Genomic DNA, 17,685 nt, shown 5'->3' with positions numbered 1-17,685 from the left:
ATTACTCAGTGACTTTCAGATATTGGTATAGTGTTTCGCGACTAATACCATACTCGCGAGCCAGCTTTGCTTTCTGTTCACCGGCACTGGCCCGGCTTTGTAACTCTTCTACCTGCTCAGTCGATAGTGCTTTCTTTCGCCCTCGGTAAGCGCCACGCTGTTTAGCCAGCGCAATGCCTTCGCGCTGCCGTTCACGGATCAGCGCCCGTTCGAACTCGGCAAACGCCCCCATGACCGACAGCAATAAATTGGCCATCGGCGAATCTTCGCCGGTGAACGTCAGACACTCCTTGACGAATTCGATACGGACGCCGCGTTTGGTTAACTGTTGCACTAAGCGTCGTAAGTCATCCAGATTTCTCGCCAAGCGGTCCATGCTATGCACGACAACTGTATCGCCTTCTCGAACAAACGCAAGTAGCTCGTCCAAAGCCGGGCGTTCGGTATCTTTGCCAGACGCCTTATCGGTAAAAACCTTACTGACCTCGACCTGTTCCAATTGCCGTTCCGGATTTTGATCGAACGAGCTGACTCTGATGTAACCGATACGATGCCCTTGCAAATAATTGTCCCCAAAAAACCAAAAGTGTCAGGATGAACTCTATAGCCTTTGGTGGCATGTGTCAATATTTTCAAAAATATACCCTATTCTGACGCTAAAGTAATTCACATCCTGACATCAGGTTAGGGTATACGTCATACTGACACACATTAAACACATATTTTAATTTATGTGTTATATTTGAATTTTTAACGGGGAATTTTATGCCTACCTTTGCTGATTCAACACAACAAAACATTATCCAGGTTGCCCAACAACAGCAAATCACCCGCTCAGATGTGGCAACAACTAAACGAGCATTCCAGGACCTGAAAGACAAGGCTGAAAAGCTCAGCAACACAGTGTTTCAAATTGCTGCTTCAGCTCAGACTTGCAACAAAGATGCATTTGAAGAGGCTTGGAAACATCGCCAAGAGCTAAATGAAGTCAATTCAGAATTATCCAAATTAGAGGAAAAAATGGCTGCTTGTATGCCCAGCACAAGCACTGCGCGTCTCTCCGAAAAGGAAAAAAATGAAATTCGAGGGTTATATGCGACAGGTTTATACACACAGCAACAACTTGCCGATCAATATGGTGTGACTCAACCTACAATTGGAGATATCGTAAGAGGATATGAACTAACCAAGAACGGGTAAAGAAATGATAAAGAAAACTATTAATGCTTACTTTTTTCCGATCTCTGCAACTACCCATTAAAAATTAAAAGTATGGCGGAAATTAAGCGCCATACTTTTTTAAATTTTAATTATGCGGGTCCAATGTACTCAAATGACTCTACATCATTACGTAAACTAAATTCTTTTGCAGCATCTTCTGGACTATCCCCAAGGACAATTTGCTCCATTACAGTACCATTTTTAAAGTGCACAGCAAATTTATATCTTTTCATAGCAAACCTTTTTTGATGAAAAAAATTTTATTGCACGGAACATTCTAGCAATAAACCAATAAAGTACAAGAGCAACCCGCTACTTTGAGGATCAAGTCTTGTTAAGGACAAGTTTGTAGCATATCTATTCAATAAATCATCTAACGAACGCATGCTGCTTGCTACGCAAGCATCAACACAGAATCTCTTATAGGACGAGGTCTCATCTCATTGATGAGAATCACATCTTTGGTCACCAATTTTCCAATTTTATTCTCGCACTCACCTGGCGTATTGCATTCTTGACCATAACATGCTCCTGGGCCGCAATCTTTTGGGTAATTCACGCAATCAGATGAAGTTTTAATACCATATGATCTTTCTAAATCATCAATTTCATACCCAAACTCTAATTTGAAGATTTTCTTTGTTTCGCTCCAAGCAATATCGGCCTTTTTTCTATCATCATCTCCTTGCATTCCAAAATATGGGTAATGATGTACAAAATAGCCGAAGCAAGCATAACAATCGGCGGCATATTTTTCTGTATCAAGAATATGATAATGCCAAAATGTATCGATGTAATGACTTGGAACAAATCTTTTATTCTGGTATCTCTGGATACATGTCATCCACCGTTTGTATTGAATCTCAACTTTATCGCAAAATTCCAGAGACCATCCAAGTCCTGTTTTTTCACTCATTAGTTTAAATTTAATTGGTTCTAAATCAATATTAATGAATTCCATAATAATTCTCCACTAAATGAAAATTCCTCTTCCTTGAAAACACTAGCATCCCGGCCTGTCCACTCCCAATAAAAATATGTGATTGCCGACATTTTAAAAATGTGCGTAACAAGCGATGCCGCCGATTTTAGACTTCTTGCGTTTTACGAAACTCTTCATCAAGTGCAAATCGGAAAACATCAACGATTTGAACGGAGCCATCAGGGTAAAAAATCGGGCTATTTAAAATGCTAAGCCCAAATCCGTTGAATCCAACATGACCAAATGCAGGTTGAAACCTACGCTTGAATCCTAGGCTCTCATAATATTTTTGAGCGATTTGAAGCAAGTCGTCTTCTTCCGAACTCAAAGGTGAATTAAGCACTGCCCAATTACTTTGTCCAAGAAATGCAGCATATCTTTCGGCGGTGGCTATAACTGCGGATGCTGGCGTCCAAAGCGCTCGAGACGCTTGGAATAGCGAGTCCATTGGAAAAGCGCTTTTACCTGTTTCAATTTTCGCCCAGGCACTCGGGCTCCGACCAGTTTGTTCCGCAAGTTGAGAGGACTGAATTCCTTTTTCGAGTCGAATTTCCTTCAAAACGAGTAGCGTCAAGGAATTAAAGCAAGTTGTATAGTCTTTCATCTAATGCCAAAAATTGAAGGTTATGATGTCCTAATAGTACATTACAATTTCCCAATAGGCAATCCTCAGCTGTCGATATGAACATTTGAAGTCGTATACCACGCTTTTCGTATGGTGCGGGCAAAAGCGATTTTTGTTCTAATGTGTTTGATCGCTATCGTGCCGGCGACCTCAATTTAGTGACGGCAGCCATCGTGTTATGGAACACCGTCTATCTGGAAAGGGCTGTTGAAAAACTGCGAGAGTCAGACAAGCCTGTTGACGATGCGCTACTGCAATACTTGTCGCCGTTGGGCTGGGAGCATATCAATTTGACCGGAGATTACATTTGGCGGCAGAACCGAAAGATTGAAGAAGGGCATTTCAGACCGCTACGAACCACTGAAAAGTCTTAGCGTACTATTTTTTCCGAATTCTGTGACTACCCCCAGTCCAACAAACTCGCTGGCGATCATATCAAAAGCGAGCTAATTCACTTTGGCGTTATTGACAGGCCACCCTGGCAGCGAGCCGGATTCTTTACCTATGGCGACTATTGGCTGAGCACACAAATGCTAAAGACATTAAATCACGCGCAAGGGCGGGCATGTCAGCCACGCTTAGCCAATGGTTAAGCGTTAACCGAGGATTATGTTATGAAAAAAATGGGATTTTCCATTACCACCGCCGAAGGGCATTTTTTGACACGCTGCGAGCTTAAGCAAGAAGGCCAAGGCATCTATCTGGACACATCCTTTGAAAAGAATGTTGTGAAAAGCGTAACCGTGCCAAAGCTAAAACAGTTAGCTGAAATTAAGCAGAAACTTGAAGCCGCTCATCCCGAAGTAAAACTTTGGGCGGTCGAGTTATTTAAAGATCAAGGCAAAGCGTTCTGCCGGTCGGCAACGAGCGACGCGCCACCTTGGTTTAAAACCCAACACGAACGGAACGGCCGCTTGTATTCCGTCCAGTAGCTGACAGGAGAATTATCATGTCAAAAGACTTCGATTTAAAAGCCGTGATAAGTATGGTTGACCGTATGTCGCCAGGCTTGAAGCAAATCACCAAAAACCTAAACATATTGCATAGACAATTAAGAACTGTCGGCAATGGTGCGCCGATGCTTGGCGCCGGTTTTGTCGCGTCGATGGCGGTACCAGCCAAAGCGTTTATAGATTTAGAGAATTCCGCAGTCTACCTGCAAAACACCTTGATGGATAAGAACGGGAATATCCCGGCGGTATTCCAGAAAATCAGCGAGGAAGCGATAAAGCTGGGAACTCAGTTACCCGGAACAACAGCCGACTTTAACGCGATGTCGTCAACACTAAAAGCCTTTGGCGTGAATGCGGACTCTATTGCCAATGGCGTATTGAGGGCCACTGCATACCTTGGCGTCGTTGGCAAAGACATCTATGTGACTTATGACAGTGCGGCGGAATCAATGGGTAAGCTCAGCCGGGCGTTTAACATTGCCGACAGTGATATGGTGCCGTTTGCCGATTCTATCCAAAGGGTGTTGTTCAACGGCACCAAGCTGGATGAATTGCAATATGCTATGTCCCGTGTCTCTGGCCCGTTGAAAGTCGCTGGTGAAGAAGGCCTAAAGGCGGCAAACCAAATGCTGCCGTTGGTCTCGGTCTTTACCAGCACGGGTATTTCAGGTGAAGAGGCCGGTACCGGCATTCGTGAGATTATCAACCAGGCCACCAAGCTGAATAAATTCTCCGGCATTCCAAAGCTGATTGCCGACCTGGACAAAATAAACCACCTACCGAGCAAGCTACGCTTTACGAAATTGGAAAACCTGTTCGGCAAGGAGCACGCCAGCAAAGCCGCGCTGATCACCCTGGAAAGCTATAACCGGCAAGTGCAGGCGATGGCCAACCAAGGCAGTCTGCTGGACAAAATCGCCAACTCCGCCGGCACGCTCACTAACAAGGTGGAGACAGCCGGCGGCACCTGGTCAAATTTCATGGCGAAATTCGGCAGCCAGTACGCGCCGGAACTTAAAGCGGCTGCCGACTCCGTCAACCGTATATCGGAAAATCTCACCGGCTTTATTGATCAAAATGGGCCGGCGGTGATGACAGCGGCGAAGATGGCCGGCGCCTTTGTCGGCTTGAAAGTTGCGGCCTGGGGTTTGGCTGGCGGTATCGGCGCAATAACGGCGGCCATGAAGTTAAACCCACTGATGTTGCTGGCACAAGCGGCCATCGTCGCGGCACCGTTGATCATTGATAACTGGGATAGCATCGTCAACCGGCTTAAGGAAGGATTCAGCAGGATCAAGGATTTTTTCCAGCCGCTAATCGATATGTTCAAATATATCGGTAACTGGGTTTCGAACGATCCACTGTTAAAACTGGTTGGCAGCGTGCCCATGTTCTTGGGTAAATCGGTTGCCTCGTTGTTGCCTGATTTCTCGGGGGTTCAATTACCCAGCGGCGAAGGCATGCGGGCACCGGGCTACCAAAAAAATATTGTTGGATCGGTGAAAGGCGGGGTTGACGTCAATGTCCGGTTCGACAATTCACCCGCAACGATGCGAGTGGCTCCGAGTAAAACCCGTGGGCCGGTTCGGTCGAATGTGGATGTGGGCTATGGGTTTACCCATGCTATGTATCTAGGCATGCCGTAACTTGATCGGTTAGCCGGATCAAAAGCCGCCTGGCAGTAATGCAGGCGGCTTTTTTTGGCACTATAGACCATCGGTTTTTTTGCCCGAGGGCGCAAGGCAGGGCACATATTAGGGCACATTCAGACACAAACCAAACGCATCGAAACACGCTTGACCTTCGGGCAATTTCTGTTATCCTCTTGATCCATAGGACGTTTCAGCGTGTCCCGATGTGTTCGCCTGTTATTGGTTGGCGCTCATAACCCGAAGGTCGTAGGTTCAAATCCTGCCCCCGCTACCAGACAAATCAAAGGCTTAGGTTTAACGACCTAGGCCTTTTTTGTTGCTTGTAAGTTTCTGGTAAGCAGATAGTAAGCGAATTTATGGAATACAAATCAGCGCCATTTGCTTTTCCCCACGCCTAACATCGAGAGATTGCATGAGCGAATTTGAAGGCGGCTGCATGTGCGGAGCGGTTCAATACGCAGTGAAATCCGAGCCGCGTCTGTCTTTTTATGCCAATGCAGGCAGTGTCAACGAATCAACGTCACAGGTCATTCGGCCGAATTTGTTGCATCGGCAAAAAACACAATACGAATGGGTGCGCCGAAATTTAGCGATCCTGATCAACAAACCCAGCGCTTTTTTTTCGGTCAATCTGACGGCACGAAAGCCTGATAAAAATCGACCGGAAACCAATCCTTATATTAGAAAGTTTCTGAAAGAATCCGCGTGGCAGCCTTGTGAGTTGGCGGTCTTTGCTGGAAAAATTGACTATCCAAGTTGTCGTTTCTTAGATAGACATATCATCCGTTGCATCATGTGGATGACTAACAGGCCTACCAATTCCAATCTAGTGATTGAGTTTACCGATTGGGAGCGTGTGAATGCATTCGCACCGCGTATCTGTTTTATGTAGGTGGTTCCATTGTTCGCAATTCATTCTTTCGTTGGCTGACATGACATTCGTTTTATCGCGGCGTATGCGCTACTTGCTCTTAAGTTTGACCATCGGCAGTCTCGCCGCGCTAACGGGCACCTTTTATCAAGCCAAAAGAACCGCAGCCGACCTGGCCGCATTCCCGCCGCCCGGGCAGATGATTGCGGTGAACGGCGCGAATTTTCATCTGTATTGCATGGGTTCCGGTTCGCCAACGTTGGTTCTCGAAGCGGGCCTAGGCGAAAACGTGTTGAGCTGGTATCCGGTTCACGCCAAGCTGGCCCAGACCATGCGCGTTTGCGCCTACGACCGCCCAGGCTTGGGCTGGAGCGATCCCATAGCCGCCGCCATCCAGCCGGAAGCGGTGGCTGAAAACCTGCTGGCCTTATTGCACAAAGCCGGCATTGCCCCGCCGTTTGTGCTGGTTGGCCATTCGCGGGGCGGAATCTACGTGCGTGCTTTCTATCACCGGTTTCCCGAACAGACACAGGGTATTGTTCTAGTCGATTCGTCGCACGAACAAGGCCCCATGCACCATTATCCTTATGCCGCTTGGGATTATCGGAAACAAGCCCGGCAAATCGCAATTGCGGAACCGTTGTCGCGGCTCGGTATCGTCAGGCTGCTGGGCATCGCCGATGCCGACCGCCGGCCATCTCCGCTACCGGCTGAAATCCTGGCCGCGAAAACCGCGATACAAAATCGCACCGATACCGCTCATGCGGTGGTCAATGAAATCGCCGTCATGCGCCAAGGACTTGATCCGACGACACCGCCGCCACGCAGCTTAGGCAATCTCCCGTTATTGGTGCTAACCGCCAGCAATCTGGTGGATTTGGCTATTGTCGCGCGCGAAGCGGAGAGAGCGGGTAAAGATGTCGAAGCGGAAAAGGCGCTTGCCGAAATTCAACTGGCCGAACAGGATGATATGGCCCGTCTGTCCAGCCATTCGCGGCATATCGTGGTCGGCAACAGCGGCCATTTCATCATGCACGATCAGGCCGATGAATTCGTCGCCGCAGTGCGCGAATTTGTTTTAGATATGCCTCCGGTCAATTGAGCACGTTGAGTCAGGCGAGATGATTCTGCGCTTGTTACAGTAGCGCTCGATTGAGGAGGTATGAAAGTGGACGATAAAACGGCCAGCGCGGCCTATGCCATGCGCTTCGATAGGATTTTCGATTACATTGACAAGCATCTGTTCCAGCCGCTGTCGGTCAATGAACTGAGCAAACAGGCCAATTTTTCCCGCTTTCACTTTCAACGGCAATTCTCCGCTTACACCGGGCTGAGCACGACACGCTACATCCAGTTATTGCGTTTGCGTAAGGCTTCTTACCAACTAGTGTTTCAGGAGCAGCGCAGCATTACCGATATTGGATTGGAGGCCGGTTTCTTAAATGCGGAATCGTTTTCCCGCGCATTCAAAAAATGCTTCGGACAAACGCCTACTCAATTTCGAAAGCACCCAGCATGGCAGCCTTGGAATGAGCGCATGCTATTACCCCAACGAATCAGGAGTCCGCAGATGAACGTCAACATCGTCGAATTTTCAGAAACCACAATAGCCGTCTTGGAGCACCGTGGCCCGCCCAGCCTGGTAATGGAGTCGGTCAGAGGCTTCATAGACTGGCGCAAGCAGAGCGGCTTGTCGCCGATCGCCAGCAGTCGGACGTTTGGTATCGCGTATGACGACCCGGCTGTCACGCCCGCTGAATCATTCCGATTCGATGTATGTGGCGAGGTCAAGCAACCCGTGCCGGAAAACTCGCAAGGGGTGATTAACAAATTGATTCCGGGAGGACGTTGCGCCGTGGTGCGCCATATCGGTTCGACCGACCGGATTAGCGACAGTGTTTATTACCTTTACCGGGAGTGGCTGCCGGAAAGCGGAGAGGAATTGCGGGAATTTCCACTGTTTTTTCATTACATCAAACGGGTGCCTGAAACGCCCGAACACGAACAGATTACGGATGTATATCTGCCTTTGGTGTAAACGAAAGCGGTCGAATAGTTGATCCATGGTAAAACTCAGCCGCGCAGGGCGCATTAGCTTTAGAGTAGCGCGCCGAAACGTTAATGACCAACATGCGGCGCAATACGGCTACACCTATTGACGCCCTACGGCCTTATCATTTATTACGCCTTACCGCGTTTATGAAGAATCTCAAATACAGGGGGATTTGCTACATTGTCTGGAATAATAGGAATATCATTTTCATTAATCGCTGATGCTTCTATGTCATGATTTCCTATTTTCCAAGCTTCAATTATCTTAATTTTGTTTTTCTTAATCCAATATTTTTGTTCTGCCATTTCTGGTGGAGAGTTTTCAGAATATTGTGCAGGAATTAGTAAATAACCTAATCCTCTCGATAAGTATTTTTTAAAATTATCTAAGTTTATTGAGTTATTGGGCGTCATCGTGTGAAATCTGTTCACGCACATGAGTAATGTTGAGTTTTTATTTCCCAATATATCAATATTATGGCTTACCATTACTTTATAATTATGCGGATTATTTTTATCTATGCCTGTAATGATGGAGATATTAATTTCTTCATTAGCGTCAATATTACCAAATCTTTTTCTCCAGCCGTTAAAGATTTTTAAACCCTCTGTTACGTTTCTGAATCCTAAGCCTAGTATCGGAATTGGTGAGTAAGGTATAAATGCATATAGAGTTCCAAACCATTTTGCTTTATCCCAAAGTCTCACATTTATAATAGAAGTCGAGCAAATTTTATTGTGCTTGGCCTGTAAATAAGAAATGGAATCTTTGTGTTCAATTTCAGAGGTATTTTTATTGAAAGTCGTGTTTGAATGATATAGGTCTTTTGACCAGGGTTGATCTCTCATAAGCTCAAATTTTCTATCGCTTTCATAAGCCTTCCATTGGTTTATAGAATATCTCAGCTGAGAACCTAATATATTATCTAAAATTGTTGGCAAGTTAATCAAATGATTCATCCTATCCAAAGCTAAATCTTCTTCTATCATGGCTTTCATACCATCATCATCTTGATATATTACAGCCTCACAAATAATTTTCATTACAAGCTCGAAAATATCTTTATGGGCTTTTGTATCTTGCAATAAAAATAAAATATCGGGCTGAGCTGAAATATGTATTGCAATTTCACCGCAATCATCTTCGACTTCTTTATAATAAATTGAACTTAATGTGCTGTCTGTCTTTAATATGCAATTAACATTAGCTTGAATAGGAAACCATTTATGAGTCAGTCCAGTTGTTAAAAAACACTCTATCGCCGATAGTATTGACTCTGCAAACAGGAGCAACTCTTTGTCATTAGGTAAATCAAAATTAAATTTGACACCTAAAACTAAAGAGCTAATCGAAATTATTTTATCTGCATTCCAAACAGAGTATTTTGGTAATTCTGTGTTTGCAGGCTGATTAAGCCAGCTTGTACAAAACTCATATAAATCATTTTCAAATTTAAAATCTGCTTTAATTACTTTATCATGTCCAAGCGCATATAATGCTGCAAATTCAGACATAAACAAACCTAATCTATCGAGTAAGTCAGGAAGGAATGATAGATTGTCTAAATCAGTGTATTTTGTTTTAAGGATTAGTATCCCTAAAACTGTATCTATAAGTTCATTATTACTGTTGCTTTTCTGGTCTGGTACTAATTCGAGTATATGGAAGTCAATTATATTTTTAAAGTTTAACCACATAAGTGCACATGGTACTCTTCCTAGCCTAATTTCAATCCAAACTAAATGACTTAATAGACTGCTCATTACTTGAGGCATTGTGCCATGTTCGTCAAAGTCTTTATTTATTTGATGAACAGCAATAGCATAACAGCCACGAGCTGCCCAAAATAATCCCATTGATTCATAAGTGCTTGCAATAAGAGCTTGAGCTTGAATAAAGTCATGCCTATGTTCATATTGCAACAAATGGCTTATTGCTCTAGCAAATAGCTTTATTGCTTCATGTTCATTATTTGACTGTAGCTTTCTTAATCCTTTTTGAATCAGTAGCCTCCCTTTTTCTTCATTACTTAATTGCGTAGAACTTATCGCAATGATTTTTTCAAACAAATTGTCAAAATTACTATCGTCAATAAAGTTATTTAACTCTTTTATGATTTTTATTAATGGATCAATAGGAACGTCTATTAAATTATGAGTTGCATCCAGCAATAGTTGCAATTCATAAAATATATTAGACAGTGACTTATTATCCATAAATGCTTTGGATAATTCTAAAAGCAATATATGAAACTTGGCAGCAGTTGAGGTATTGGGTCTTGATTTATCATTAGCAATGGTAGACAATTTATTAAGCAGAGCGCTATATCGGCTGTCTAATTTTGCCTCGTCAGATGTTAAACATTCAGTGTGTGTCGCTGTTTGAAGTACTGTGAATAAATTACATAACCTCTCTAAATCCCACACCTGATTGCTGTTGATGGATAAAGCTTCAAGTACATCATATAGTTTATTAGCAAGCTTAAAATCATTAAACCACCAATAAGCTGTCCAAGCATGTTGATATGTGATTCTAATAACTTGCTGGTTAACCCCAAACTCTTCTGCAACACGCTTGGCTCTTTCAAAACGCCCATATACTTCAAACTGAGGTTTTTCTAATTCTCGTGATAAGGTAGCAGCATACAAACAATCTTCAACAAATAGATAGCCTGAATTTATATAGGAATCAAAACCATCAATTTGTTTTTCAACTGTTGCTAAGTCAGATAGTTTTTCCGCATCATTAAATCCAATTAACTTTTTATTTTCGATGTATGAAATATTTAAAGTTGAAATTGCAATGTCAAAACGATTATTAGAATATACCTTGTCAACTATCCATTGCTTATCTAAAATCCAAACAGGTAATCCATATTTTTTTGTCAATTCATCTTGTATTTTTGATTTATCTTTATCACGAATCGCCTGATTAGACATAAAATAAATACGTTTATAACCTCTGTTTGTTAAAACAATTTTCTCAACATCACCTTTGATTTTTGTCTTCCATGTTTTTTGAACACTAATAGCAAAAGCCCAGCGTTCATTTGCGGCCTTTCTATCAATACATTCATACCATTTTAAGGAAATTTCATCAGAAACAGGATAGGTTTCAGTATCAGCTTTGCTGTCGCCGCCGCCAGTAGAACCTGTTTGTATTGTCAAATTCGGACAAATTTCTTTTTGTGCTAGTAATCTGCAAAAATTCTCAAAATCCTTTTCTTGGCAACGCTCTGTCATCGTTGCAAGATGATAATCAAATTGTTCTTTTGGAATAAGTGGTTCTGAATTTACTTGTGAATCAGAAAATTGTTCTGGTCGTCTAGCTTTCATAAATTCAGAAGGCTTAAAGGTTTTGTGATTTAGTTGAGAAAAATTTGCTTTTTTCATATGATATTTATTCTATTACAAGCCGATGGCCGTAGGCTGGGTAGAGCAACGCGAAACCCGGCAGATACTTTGAAATAAACGAGTTCTTTACATTCAACAAATACTCTCAGGGTGACAAAACATATCCGCTTCTAAGCTGGGTTTCATTAGGGGCTGTTGCCGTTTCACATCGGTAACCATATAAATGCACAAGCCAGGGCGATAGCACCTTCAAAATTGCGTTTTAGTTTGTCATATCGGGTGGCAATAGCTCTAAAATGTTTCAGTCGCGCAAATACGTTTTCAACGAGGTGGCGATATTTATAGAGACACCAGTCCATTTCCTCATTCCCGACTATTGAATTTTGTTTTCTTGGGATGATGGGGACTGTGCCTTGGTCTCGAATTTGAATCCGTAACGGCTCGCTGTCATACCCTTTGTCTGCAATCATGTAGCCCGCCTGGGGGAGCTTGGCCACAAATTCCGGCGCTTCTTTGCAGTCATGTACTTCGCCCCCCGTAATCGAGAACTGGATGGGAAGTCCACCGGCATCAACCGCCATATGGATTTTGGTCGTGTTGCCTGCGACCGATTTCCCGATGGCTGTTGGATTTTCATGGGCGCCGCCGCTACTGTGTTGATGGGCTTTAATAATGCTGCCATCAATAAATAGCCATTCCAAATCAGGCTCAATCACTAGCGCCTGAAAGATACCCCTCAGCTTTTCTTGCAGTGACCAGGCATTGAAGCGCTTGTACACGGCATTCCACTTGCCAAAAGCGACGGGCAAGTCTCGCCAAGGGCAGCCAACACGCAAGCGATAAAAAATCCCTTCGACCGTTTGCCGAAGACCGGGTTTGTCGTAAATGCTGAAACTCAACATAATCGTTTTGAGCTTTTCCCAGTGGGTATCTGTAAGCAGTTGGCGTGGCATTCGCTAGTTATCGTTTGATTGAAAACTCAATCAATATGGCTCGCCAATCGATTTTCAAAGGGATTATGACAAAATGGCAACAGCCCCTATCATTCAACCCACTCTACTCGTGCAAACCCAATACCGGCATATTATCGATTTTTCTGGCTCCCAAGCTGAAGCTTGGAAGCCAGAATCACCTTCAATCAAACCCCTCATCTTGATTGGCGAAATCGCTAGGGCAGCTGTGCCGCCGGTGCTAACCTGCCGTCATCATGGCTTGCAGGAGTTTTTACGATGAACGATATTAATGACCCGGTTTACGAGCGCCTGCTCAAGGCGGCGCTGGAATGTTTTCTCGCCGACGAATACCACAAAGTCACCACCCGCGCCATCGCCGACCAGGCGGGCGTCAATATCTCGATGATCCGCTATTACTTCGGTAACAAGGAAGGCCTTTACGAAGAAATGATCCGCGAGACGCTCAAGCCCCTCCTGGACATGCTCGACAGCAATACGCTGTCCGAGGCCGGCGGCTTTGCCGACTATCTGCGCCTCTATTACGACACCATGCGCCGGCATCCCGAATTTCCCAAGCTCATCCTCAAGGTGCTTGCCCTCAACCACGGGCCGGGCCGGCGTTTTATCCTGCAGTTGCTGGAGCGCGGCCGCAGCGGTGGCGCAAGGCGGCTGGAACAACTCAAGACAGCCGGGAAGGTGGATGCGGCGATCAATCCCGACGTGGCGCGCATGGCTTTCGTCAGCCTTGCGATGATGCCCATGCTGCTGAAAGACATCTTCGAGGAGCAGATGGGTGGGCAGATGGACGACGCCTTCCTCGACGAACTCGCTGCGCTCAACGGCAAACTATTGGCGGCGGGCATGGCTGCCGCGCAACCGGGGGCATGACATGACGTTACAAAAGAATGTCGGCGCGGTGTGTCGTTTCGCCAAACTCGCCAGATTCGGCGCCTGGTTGCAAAATCTGCGCAACAAACTTGTGCCGGCGCCGTTCCGCCTGATCCAGATCGGTTCGGCCTATTGGCAATCGCGGGCGCTGTCTGTCGCCGCGCGGTTGGACATTGCCGGCGCTTTGGCCGAAAGCGAAGCTAGCGCCCAAACTTTGGCCGACCGGGTCGGCGCCGACGCCGATGCCCTCTACCGCTTGCTGCGCATGTTGGCGGCGATGGGCGTGTTCGAGGAAGTCTCGCCGCGCCGTTTCCGCAATAACAAGCTTTCGTCTTACCTGCGTCCGGATCATCCCAACAGCGTACGGGCGATGGTGCTGATGCACAACTCGCCGGAAATGAGCCGACCATGGTTCGAGGAATTGGAGCAGGGCATTCGTAGCGGCGGCGTACCGTTCGAATCGGCGCACGGGCAGGCGTTTTACGCTTATATGGACGGAAATCCGGAATTCGATGCGCTGTTCGCGCAGGCGATGGATAGCGTGGAAGCCTTGGCCGGGAACAGCTTTGTTACCGATTTCGATTGGTCGCGCTTCGAGCGCATCCTCGACGTCGGCGGCTCCAAGGGTGCAAAATCGCTTGCCATCCTCAAACGCCATCCGCAGCTTACGGCGTTGGTGGCCGACCGCGAACAGGTCATCCAAGGCGCGGCGCAGTTCTGGCAGGAAAAAGGCGAGGGTGCGGCACTGCAACGTATGCACTTCGAAGCCTGGGACCTACTGCAAGCCGTGCCCAAGGCGCATAGCGACAAGGATATTTACCTGCTGAGCGCGGTGCTGCATGGCTTCGACGACGACACTTGCATTGCCGCTTTATCCAGGGTGGCGAGCGCTGCCGCAGACTGTGACGCGACCATCGCCGTGATGGAGATGGTGATGCCGGATAGTCCGACCGACATCGCTGCAGCCTCATTCGACATGCAAATGTTCGTCAACACCCGCGGCCGGGAGCGAACGCTGGCCGAATGGCGGCGACTGTTCGATGCCAGTGGATTGGTACTTCAAGAGGTGGTGAGCTTGCGAACGTTCGGGAAAATATTGGTGCTGCGGGCGGTTCACAGCACCGGCAAGGCCTGATTCCGGAATTCGAATGGCGCGAGTTCGCCTACGGATGAATTTCGGCAGGCTTGGTCATTTCACGGCCGGACGGCCAACAGCATGTCCGGCGGATGGTTGCCGTGGGCCTTACCGGCAAGTCTGAAGGCAATCGACGCAGGGAAGGAAAATCTAAACCACAGGCCAAGCGTTTCTGCTTGATAGGGTTTGTTGCCTAAAGGCCTTTTTCCTGATTTTCTTCTTGGGTTTCGGTTGCCGTTGGCTCTGGAGCATAGTCTTTGGAATCGACTTCAGTTTGTTCGCATTTACCCTTCAATAATTCGATAGCGCCGGGCCAGCAGGATGCTTCGACGTAAAATTTGGCATACCAAAGAAAGGCGACGCCGGAGCAGTCCTCATGGACAATCTTTGGCTGTACGCTGACATCGTCTTCGTAAACTCTTTGCACTTTGCAAAAGTGAACAGGTTCGGACCAGGCGGTATTCGTTGTCAGAGATAACAGGGCTAGGGCAGATATTTTTTTAAGAAACGTCATCTTTTTATCCAAAAATGCTAAAGAGTAGTTTCAATATTCGGCTTTACCATGTTCAAAGTCAAAATTTACATCTGATTTTTTCCGCAAAATACCAAAAACTCAGGGAAGGGAGCTTCTAAAAACCAAAGGAAACGCTATGCTCCGAGACAGGCAGAAGGTTAGAGACTTCCGGGAGACAAGGCGATAATTCAGCAGCGATGGCTTTTCGTCGCAACAAACAGGAAATACAAATGTATTCGTCAGATGATGAAATCGGCATTATCACTGCCTTTGTGGAGCAATTGGAAGAGCAGTCCATTCCGCGCGCGTTGGCCGTTAAAAAAAGAGTGGAAGAGGGCGATACGCTGAACGAGATTGAAATCATGCATTTTGAACAAATGCTTTCAGAGGCCAGCACTATGATGCCACTATTGAAGCACCACCCTGAATATCAAAAGTTGATCGCTGAATTGGCCAATTTGTACAACGATATTTCGGAACGCGCTTTGAGTAACCAGTTAAACGGAAAAACCTAAAAAGCCGATGCTCTGAATATAGATAAGCCGCGATTTAGGCGCACAAAAAAGCCGGGCGTACCCGGCTTTATGGAACTGCAACGCTAAACGGCTGCTATTCGAAAGAAACTTCTTCCAGGCTGGCTAAGCAGCCTAGGCCTCTGGCAAATTCTTGCAATTCGCTCGCCATATGAAAATTAATGATGGAGTTCGTCTTTAGATCCACAACGGCGTATTCGACAATCGTATCGTTGTTCTGCAACCTCGGCTTGTACTTCAACAACTTCTTCGACTCCTTGGCCAGCTTACGATTTAGCCGAGTGGTTAGCGCGCGAATTGAAACCAATTTTTTCATATCCGATCTCCATACGTTAAAACGGAAATCGCAGTATAAGTGATTTTGACGGTTTTATGACATTGCCCAGCAAAAAGCCTGAGACCCTGAGCACAATGTGTGGAATGTGCAGTTTTCACGATGGCATTAAACAGGCGGGAAAATTAACTGGCTAGCCTGAGCAAAGTCGATAATATAGCGCCATGCTGTTTGTATTGAATCCGGCGGAACCGCTTCCGCATTAACCATGAGGGCTGTCATGTCTGAGCATACCAACGCTTTTCAATCACTATTTTCCGAAAGCGCGGGGCGCGAGCCTATAGAGATTTGGCTGACGACTGCCGACCAGCAAGCCTTGTTACAACCACAGACCAGTGGTTTTGGTTTTAACAACCCTCTCGGCGATGTGCCGGTAATAGCGGTCGATACCGGCGATGTTTATCAAACCGTGGAAGCTTTTGGCTTCTCCTTGACCGGCGGCAGCGCCATGCTGATTGCGGCACTGCCCAACGTCGAACGGCAAGCTTTGTTGCAGGAACTATTTTTGCCAGATGGTGACGGGATCGGCGTCAGCTGTTTGCGGCTTAGTATCGGCGCTTCCGATTTAAGCGAGCGTTGCTTTAGCTATGACGACATGCCCGATGGTCAGACTGACATGGAACTGGCGCATTTTGATTTGAATGCCGGCGATATCGAGGTTATTCCGCTACTCCAAGATATTCTGGCGCTCAATCCAACTATTCGAATTATCGCCACCGCGTGGTCGGCACCGCGTTGGATGAAGACTAACCAAGCGTTTATCGGCGGCAAACTTAAGCCCGAATGCTATGCCGTCTACGCGGCGTATTTGGTGAAATATCTGCAAGCGATGCGCGAACGCGGCATCGTGATTCATGGTATCACGCCGCAGAACGAGCCGCTCAATCAAAAAAACGAGCCCAGCATGGCGATGGAAGCGCCGGAGCAGGCTGCATTTATCAAACATCATTTGGGACCGGCCTTGCGCGAGGCGGGATTAGCTGATGTGGAAGTGTTTTGCTGGGATCACAATTGCGATGTCAAAGAGTACCCGTTGACGGTCTTCGCCGACGCCGACGCTCGCCAGTATCTCAGCGGCTCCGCTTGGCATCTGTATGGCGGTGATATTTCGGTATTATCGGAAGTGCATCAAGCTTACCCCGACATGAAACTGTATTTCACCGAACAATGGGTGGGTTCGGACGGCGAGTTTGGTGGCGATTTAATGTGGCACGCCCGCCACGTGTTGATCGGTTCGTTGCGGCACTGGAGCAGGGCGGTGTTGGAATGGAATTTGGCCTCCGATCCGTTTTGCGGGCCGCACACGCCGGGCGGCGAAGCCCGCTGCGTGGGCGCGTTGACAATAGACGGCGATCAGGTCACTCGCAATGTCGCGTATTACGTGATTGCCCACGCGGCCAAGTTTGTCCGGCCCGGTTCCGTGCGGATTGCTTCCGGCGTGCAAAACGACTATTTGCCTAACGTGGCCTTCCGCACGCCGGCGGGTTTTATCGTATTGATCGTGTTAAACGACGCAGTCGAGCCTCAAGCCTTTGCTATCCACTATCAAGGCAAAAACGCGCTTGTTGAGATACCGGGCAGAGCAGTGGCTACCTATGTGTGGGCAGCCTAGCGGCAT

At 46.6% G+C, this 17,685-nt stretch carries 18 protein-coding genes and 1 pseudogene; 11 read left to right on the top strand and 8 right to left on the bottom strand.

What is annotated here, in order from left to right; genetic code table 11:
* Position 1: 1 nt before the first annotated feature.
* Positions 2-562, bottom strand: a complete 561-nt coding sequence (locus JL719_RS12125) for a recombinase family protein (RefSeq protein ID WP_033158624.1) — start codon at positions 560-562, stop codon at positions 2-4.
* A gap of 203 nt (positions 563-765) precedes the next feature.
* Here JL719_RS12125 and JL719_RS12120 point away from each other — a divergent pair, with 203 nt between their 5' ends.
* Positions 766-1,200 (top strand): hypothetical protein, encoded by a 435-nt coding sequence (locus JL719_RS12120; protein WP_033158623.1) that lies wholly within the window; start codon positions 766-768, stop codon positions 1,198-1,200.
* A 110-nt stretch (positions 1,201-1,310) separates the two neighbouring features.
* Here the strand turns inward: JL719_RS12120 and JL719_RS12115 are convergent, their stop codons facing one another.
* The 3 genes from JL719_RS12115 to JL719_RS12105 all read right to left on the bottom strand — a co-directional run bounded on the left by JL719_RS12115 (position 1,311) and on the right by JL719_RS12105 (position 2,807).
* The gene (locus JL719_RS12115) at positions 1,311-1,454 is read right to left on the bottom strand and encodes a hypothetical protein (RefSeq protein WP_165385955.1); all 144 of its coding nucleotides are present in this window, start codon (positions 1,452-1,454) and stop codon (positions 1,311-1,313) included.
* A 161-nt stretch (positions 1,455-1,615) separates the two neighbouring features.
* Entirely contained in the window at positions 1,616-2,182 is a 567-nt protein-coding gene (locus JL719_RS12110; RefSeq protein WP_051670361.1) for a glycine-rich domain-containing protein, read from the bottom strand.
* Positions 2,183-2,309: 127 nt separating this feature from the next.
* Positions 2,310-2,807 (bottom strand): helix-turn-helix domain-containing protein, encoded by a 498-nt coding sequence (locus JL719_RS12105; protein ID WP_051670359.1) that lies wholly within the window; start codon positions 2,805-2,807, stop codon positions 2,310-2,312.
* Between the two features lie 152 nt (positions 2,808-2,959).
* Here JL719_RS12105 and JL719_RS12100 point away from each other — a divergent pair.
* The 6 genes and pseudogenes from JL719_RS12100 to JL719_RS12075 all read left to right on the top strand — a co-directional run.
* Positions 2,960-3,202 (top strand): annotated as a pseudogene (locus JL719_RS12100) (Tn3 family transposase); the annotation flags it as partial.
* 240 nt (positions 3,203-3,442) lie between these two features.
* Entirely contained in the window at positions 3,443-3,760 is a 318-nt protein-coding gene (locus tag JL719_RS12095; protein ID WP_033158621.1) for a hypothetical protein, read from the top strand.
* A gap of 17 nt (positions 3,761-3,777) precedes the next feature.
* Positions 3,778-5,427 carry a phage tail tape measure protein gene (locus JL719_RS12090; protein WP_033158620.1) on the top strand — a complete coding sequence of 550 codons (1,650 nt, stop codon included), beginning with the start codon at positions 3,778-3,780 and terminating at the stop codon, positions 5,425-5,427.
* Positions 5,428-5,845: 418 nt separating this feature from the next.
* A complete protein-coding gene (locus JL719_RS12085) occupies positions 5,846-6,325 on the top strand; it encodes a flavodoxin domain-containing protein (RefSeq protein WP_051670357.1) in 480 nt (159 codons plus the stop codon).
* Between the two features lie 40 nt (positions 6,326-6,365).
* Complete coding sequence (locus tag JL719_RS12080) at positions 6,366-7,406, top strand: alpha/beta fold hydrolase (RefSeq protein ID WP_084153415.1); 1,041 nt, start codon at positions 6,366-6,368, stop codon at positions 7,404-7,406.
* 66 nt (positions 7,407-7,472) lie between these two features.
* The gene (locus JL719_RS12075) at positions 7,473-8,342 is read left to right on the top strand and encodes an AraC family transcriptional regulator (RefSeq protein WP_225892844.1); all 870 of its coding nucleotides are present in this window, start codon (positions 7,473-7,475) and stop codon (positions 8,340-8,342) included.
* Between the two features lie 143 nt (positions 8,343-8,485).
* On the opposite strand, the gene JL719_RS12070 is transcribed toward JL719_RS12075, so the two are convergent.
* Positions 8,486-11,749 (bottom strand): hypothetical protein, encoded by a 3,264-nt coding sequence (locus tag JL719_RS12070; protein ID WP_033158618.1) that lies wholly within the window; start codon positions 11,747-11,749, stop codon positions 8,486-8,488.
* Positions 11,750-11,913: 164 nt separating this feature from the next.
* The gene (locus JL719_RS12065) at positions 11,914-12,663 is read right to left on the bottom strand and encodes an IS5 family transposase (RefSeq protein WP_129871393.1); all 750 of its coding nucleotides are present in this window, start codon (positions 12,661-12,663) and stop codon (positions 11,914-11,916) included.
* 276 nt (positions 12,664-12,939) lie between these two features.
* Here JL719_RS12065 and JL719_RS12060 point away from each other — a divergent pair, with 276 nt between their 5' ends.
* Both JL719_RS12060 and JL719_RS12055 read left to right on the top strand, forming a co-directional pair.
* A complete protein-coding gene (locus JL719_RS12060; RefSeq protein ID WP_033156175.1) occupies positions 12,940-13,551 on the top strand; it encodes a TetR/AcrR family transcriptional regulator in 612 nt (203 codons plus the stop codon).
* A 1-nt stretch (position 13,552) separates the two neighbouring features.
* Positions 13,553-14,686, top strand: a complete 1,134-nt coding sequence (locus JL719_RS12055; protein ID WP_033156176.1) for a methyltransferase — start codon at positions 13,553-13,555, stop codon at positions 14,684-14,686.
* Between the two features lie 193 nt (positions 14,687-14,879).
* Here JL719_RS12055 and JL719_RS12050 read toward each other — a convergent pair whose 3' ends face one another.
* Positions 14,880-15,200, bottom strand: coding sequence for a hypothetical protein (locus tag JL719_RS12050; RefSeq protein WP_033156177.1), 321 nt, complete (start codon positions 15,198-15,200; stop codon positions 14,880-14,882).
* A 230-nt stretch (positions 15,201-15,430) separates the two neighbouring features.
* Here JL719_RS12050 and JL719_RS12045 point away from each other — a divergent pair, with 230 nt between their 5' ends.
* The gene (locus tag JL719_RS12045) at positions 15,431-15,715 is read left to right on the top strand and encodes a hypothetical protein (protein WP_133120677.1); all 285 of its coding nucleotides are present in this window, start codon (positions 15,431-15,433) and stop codon (positions 15,713-15,715) included.
* Between the two features lie 94 nt (positions 15,716-15,809).
* On the opposite strand, the gene JL719_RS12040 is transcribed toward JL719_RS12045, so the two are convergent.
* The gene (locus JL719_RS12040; protein ID WP_033156179.1) at positions 15,810-16,049 is read right to left on the bottom strand and encodes a hypothetical protein; all 240 of its coding nucleotides are present in this window, start codon (positions 16,047-16,049) and stop codon (positions 15,810-15,812) included.
* 238 nt (positions 16,050-16,287) lie between these two features.
* On the opposite strand from JL719_RS12040, the gene JL719_RS12035 reads away from it, so the two are divergent.
* Positions 16,288-17,679 (top strand): glycoside hydrolase family 30 protein, encoded by a 1,392-nt coding sequence (locus tag JL719_RS12035; RefSeq protein ID WP_033156180.1) that lies wholly within the window; start codon positions 16,288-16,290, stop codon positions 17,677-17,679.
* Positions 17,680-17,685: the final 6 nt, after the last annotated feature.

Origin of the sequence: Methylomonas sp. LW13, from assembly GCF_016865255.1 — a bacterium.
In the GTDB taxonomy this organism is placed as follows: Bacteria; Pseudomonadota; Gammaproteobacteria; order Methylococcales; family Methylomonadaceae; genus Methylomonas.
This window is presented reverse-complemented; position numbering and strand designations above follow the sequence as displayed.

What these genes read in the sequence shown, in the direction of transcription:
- JL719_RS12050 (WP_033156177.1), bottom strand. Translation starts at nt 15,200, where the DNA reads ATGACGTTTCTTAAAAAAATATCTGCCCTAGCCCTGTTATCTCTGACA.
- JL719_RS12090 (WP_033158620.1), top strand. Translation starts at nt 3,778, where the DNA reads ATGTCAAAAGACTTCGATTTAAAAGCCGTGATAAGTATGGTTGACCGT.
- JL719_RS12115 (WP_165385955.1), bottom strand. Translation starts at nt 1,454, where the DNA reads ATGAAAAGATATAAATTTGCTGTGCACTTTAAAAATGGTACTGTAATG.
- JL719_RS12070 (WP_033158618.1), bottom strand. Translation starts at nt 11,749, where the DNA reads ATGAAAAAAGCAAATTTTTCTCAACTAAATCACAAAACCTTTAAGCCT.
- JL719_RS12040 (WP_033156179.1), bottom strand. Translation starts at nt 16,049, where the DNA reads ATGAAAAAATTGGTTTCAATTCGCGCGCTAACCACTCGGCTAAATCGT.
- JL719_RS12110 (WP_051670361.1), bottom strand. Translation starts at nt 2,182, where the DNA reads ATGGAATTCATTAATATTGATTTAGAACCAATTAAATTTAAACTAATG.
- JL719_RS12085 (WP_051670357.1), top strand. Translation starts at nt 5,846, where the DNA reads ATGAGCGAATTTGAAGGCGGCTGCATGTGCGGAGCGGTTCAATACGCA.
- JL719_RS12120 (WP_033158623.1), top strand. Translation starts at nt 766, where the DNA reads ATGCCTACCTTTGCTGATTCAACACAACAAAACATTATCCAGGTTGCC.
- JL719_RS12095 (WP_033158621.1), top strand. Translation starts at nt 3,443, where the DNA reads ATGAAAAAAATGGGATTTTCCATTACCACCGCCGAAGGGCATTTTTTG.
- JL719_RS12045 (WP_133120677.1), top strand. Translation starts at nt 15,431, where the DNA reads ATGTATTCGTCAGATGATGAAATCGGCATTATCACTGCCTTTGTGGAG.
- JL719_RS12105 (WP_051670359.1), bottom strand. Translation starts at nt 2,807, where the DNA reads ATGAAAGACTATACAACTTGCTTTAATTCCTTGACGCTACTCGTTTTG.
- JL719_RS12065 (WP_129871393.1), bottom strand. Translation starts at nt 12,663, where the DNA reads ATGCCACGCCAACTGCTTACAGATACCCACTGGGAAAAGCTCAAAACG.
- JL719_RS12055 (WP_033156176.1), top strand. Translation starts at nt 13,553, where the DNA reads ATGACGTTACAAAAGAATGTCGGCGCGGTGTGTCGTTTCGCCAAACTC.
- JL719_RS12060 (WP_033156175.1), top strand. Translation starts at nt 12,940, where the DNA reads ATGAACGATATTAATGACCCGGTTTACGAGCGCCTGCTCAAGGCGGCG.
- JL719_RS12080 (WP_084153415.1), top strand. Translation starts at nt 6,366, where the DNA reads ATGACATTCGTTTTATCGCGGCGTATGCGCTACTTGCTCTTAAGTTTG.
- JL719_RS12035 (WP_033156180.1), top strand. Translation starts at nt 16,288, where the DNA reads ATGTCTGAGCATACCAACGCTTTTCAATCACTATTTTCCGAAAGCGCG.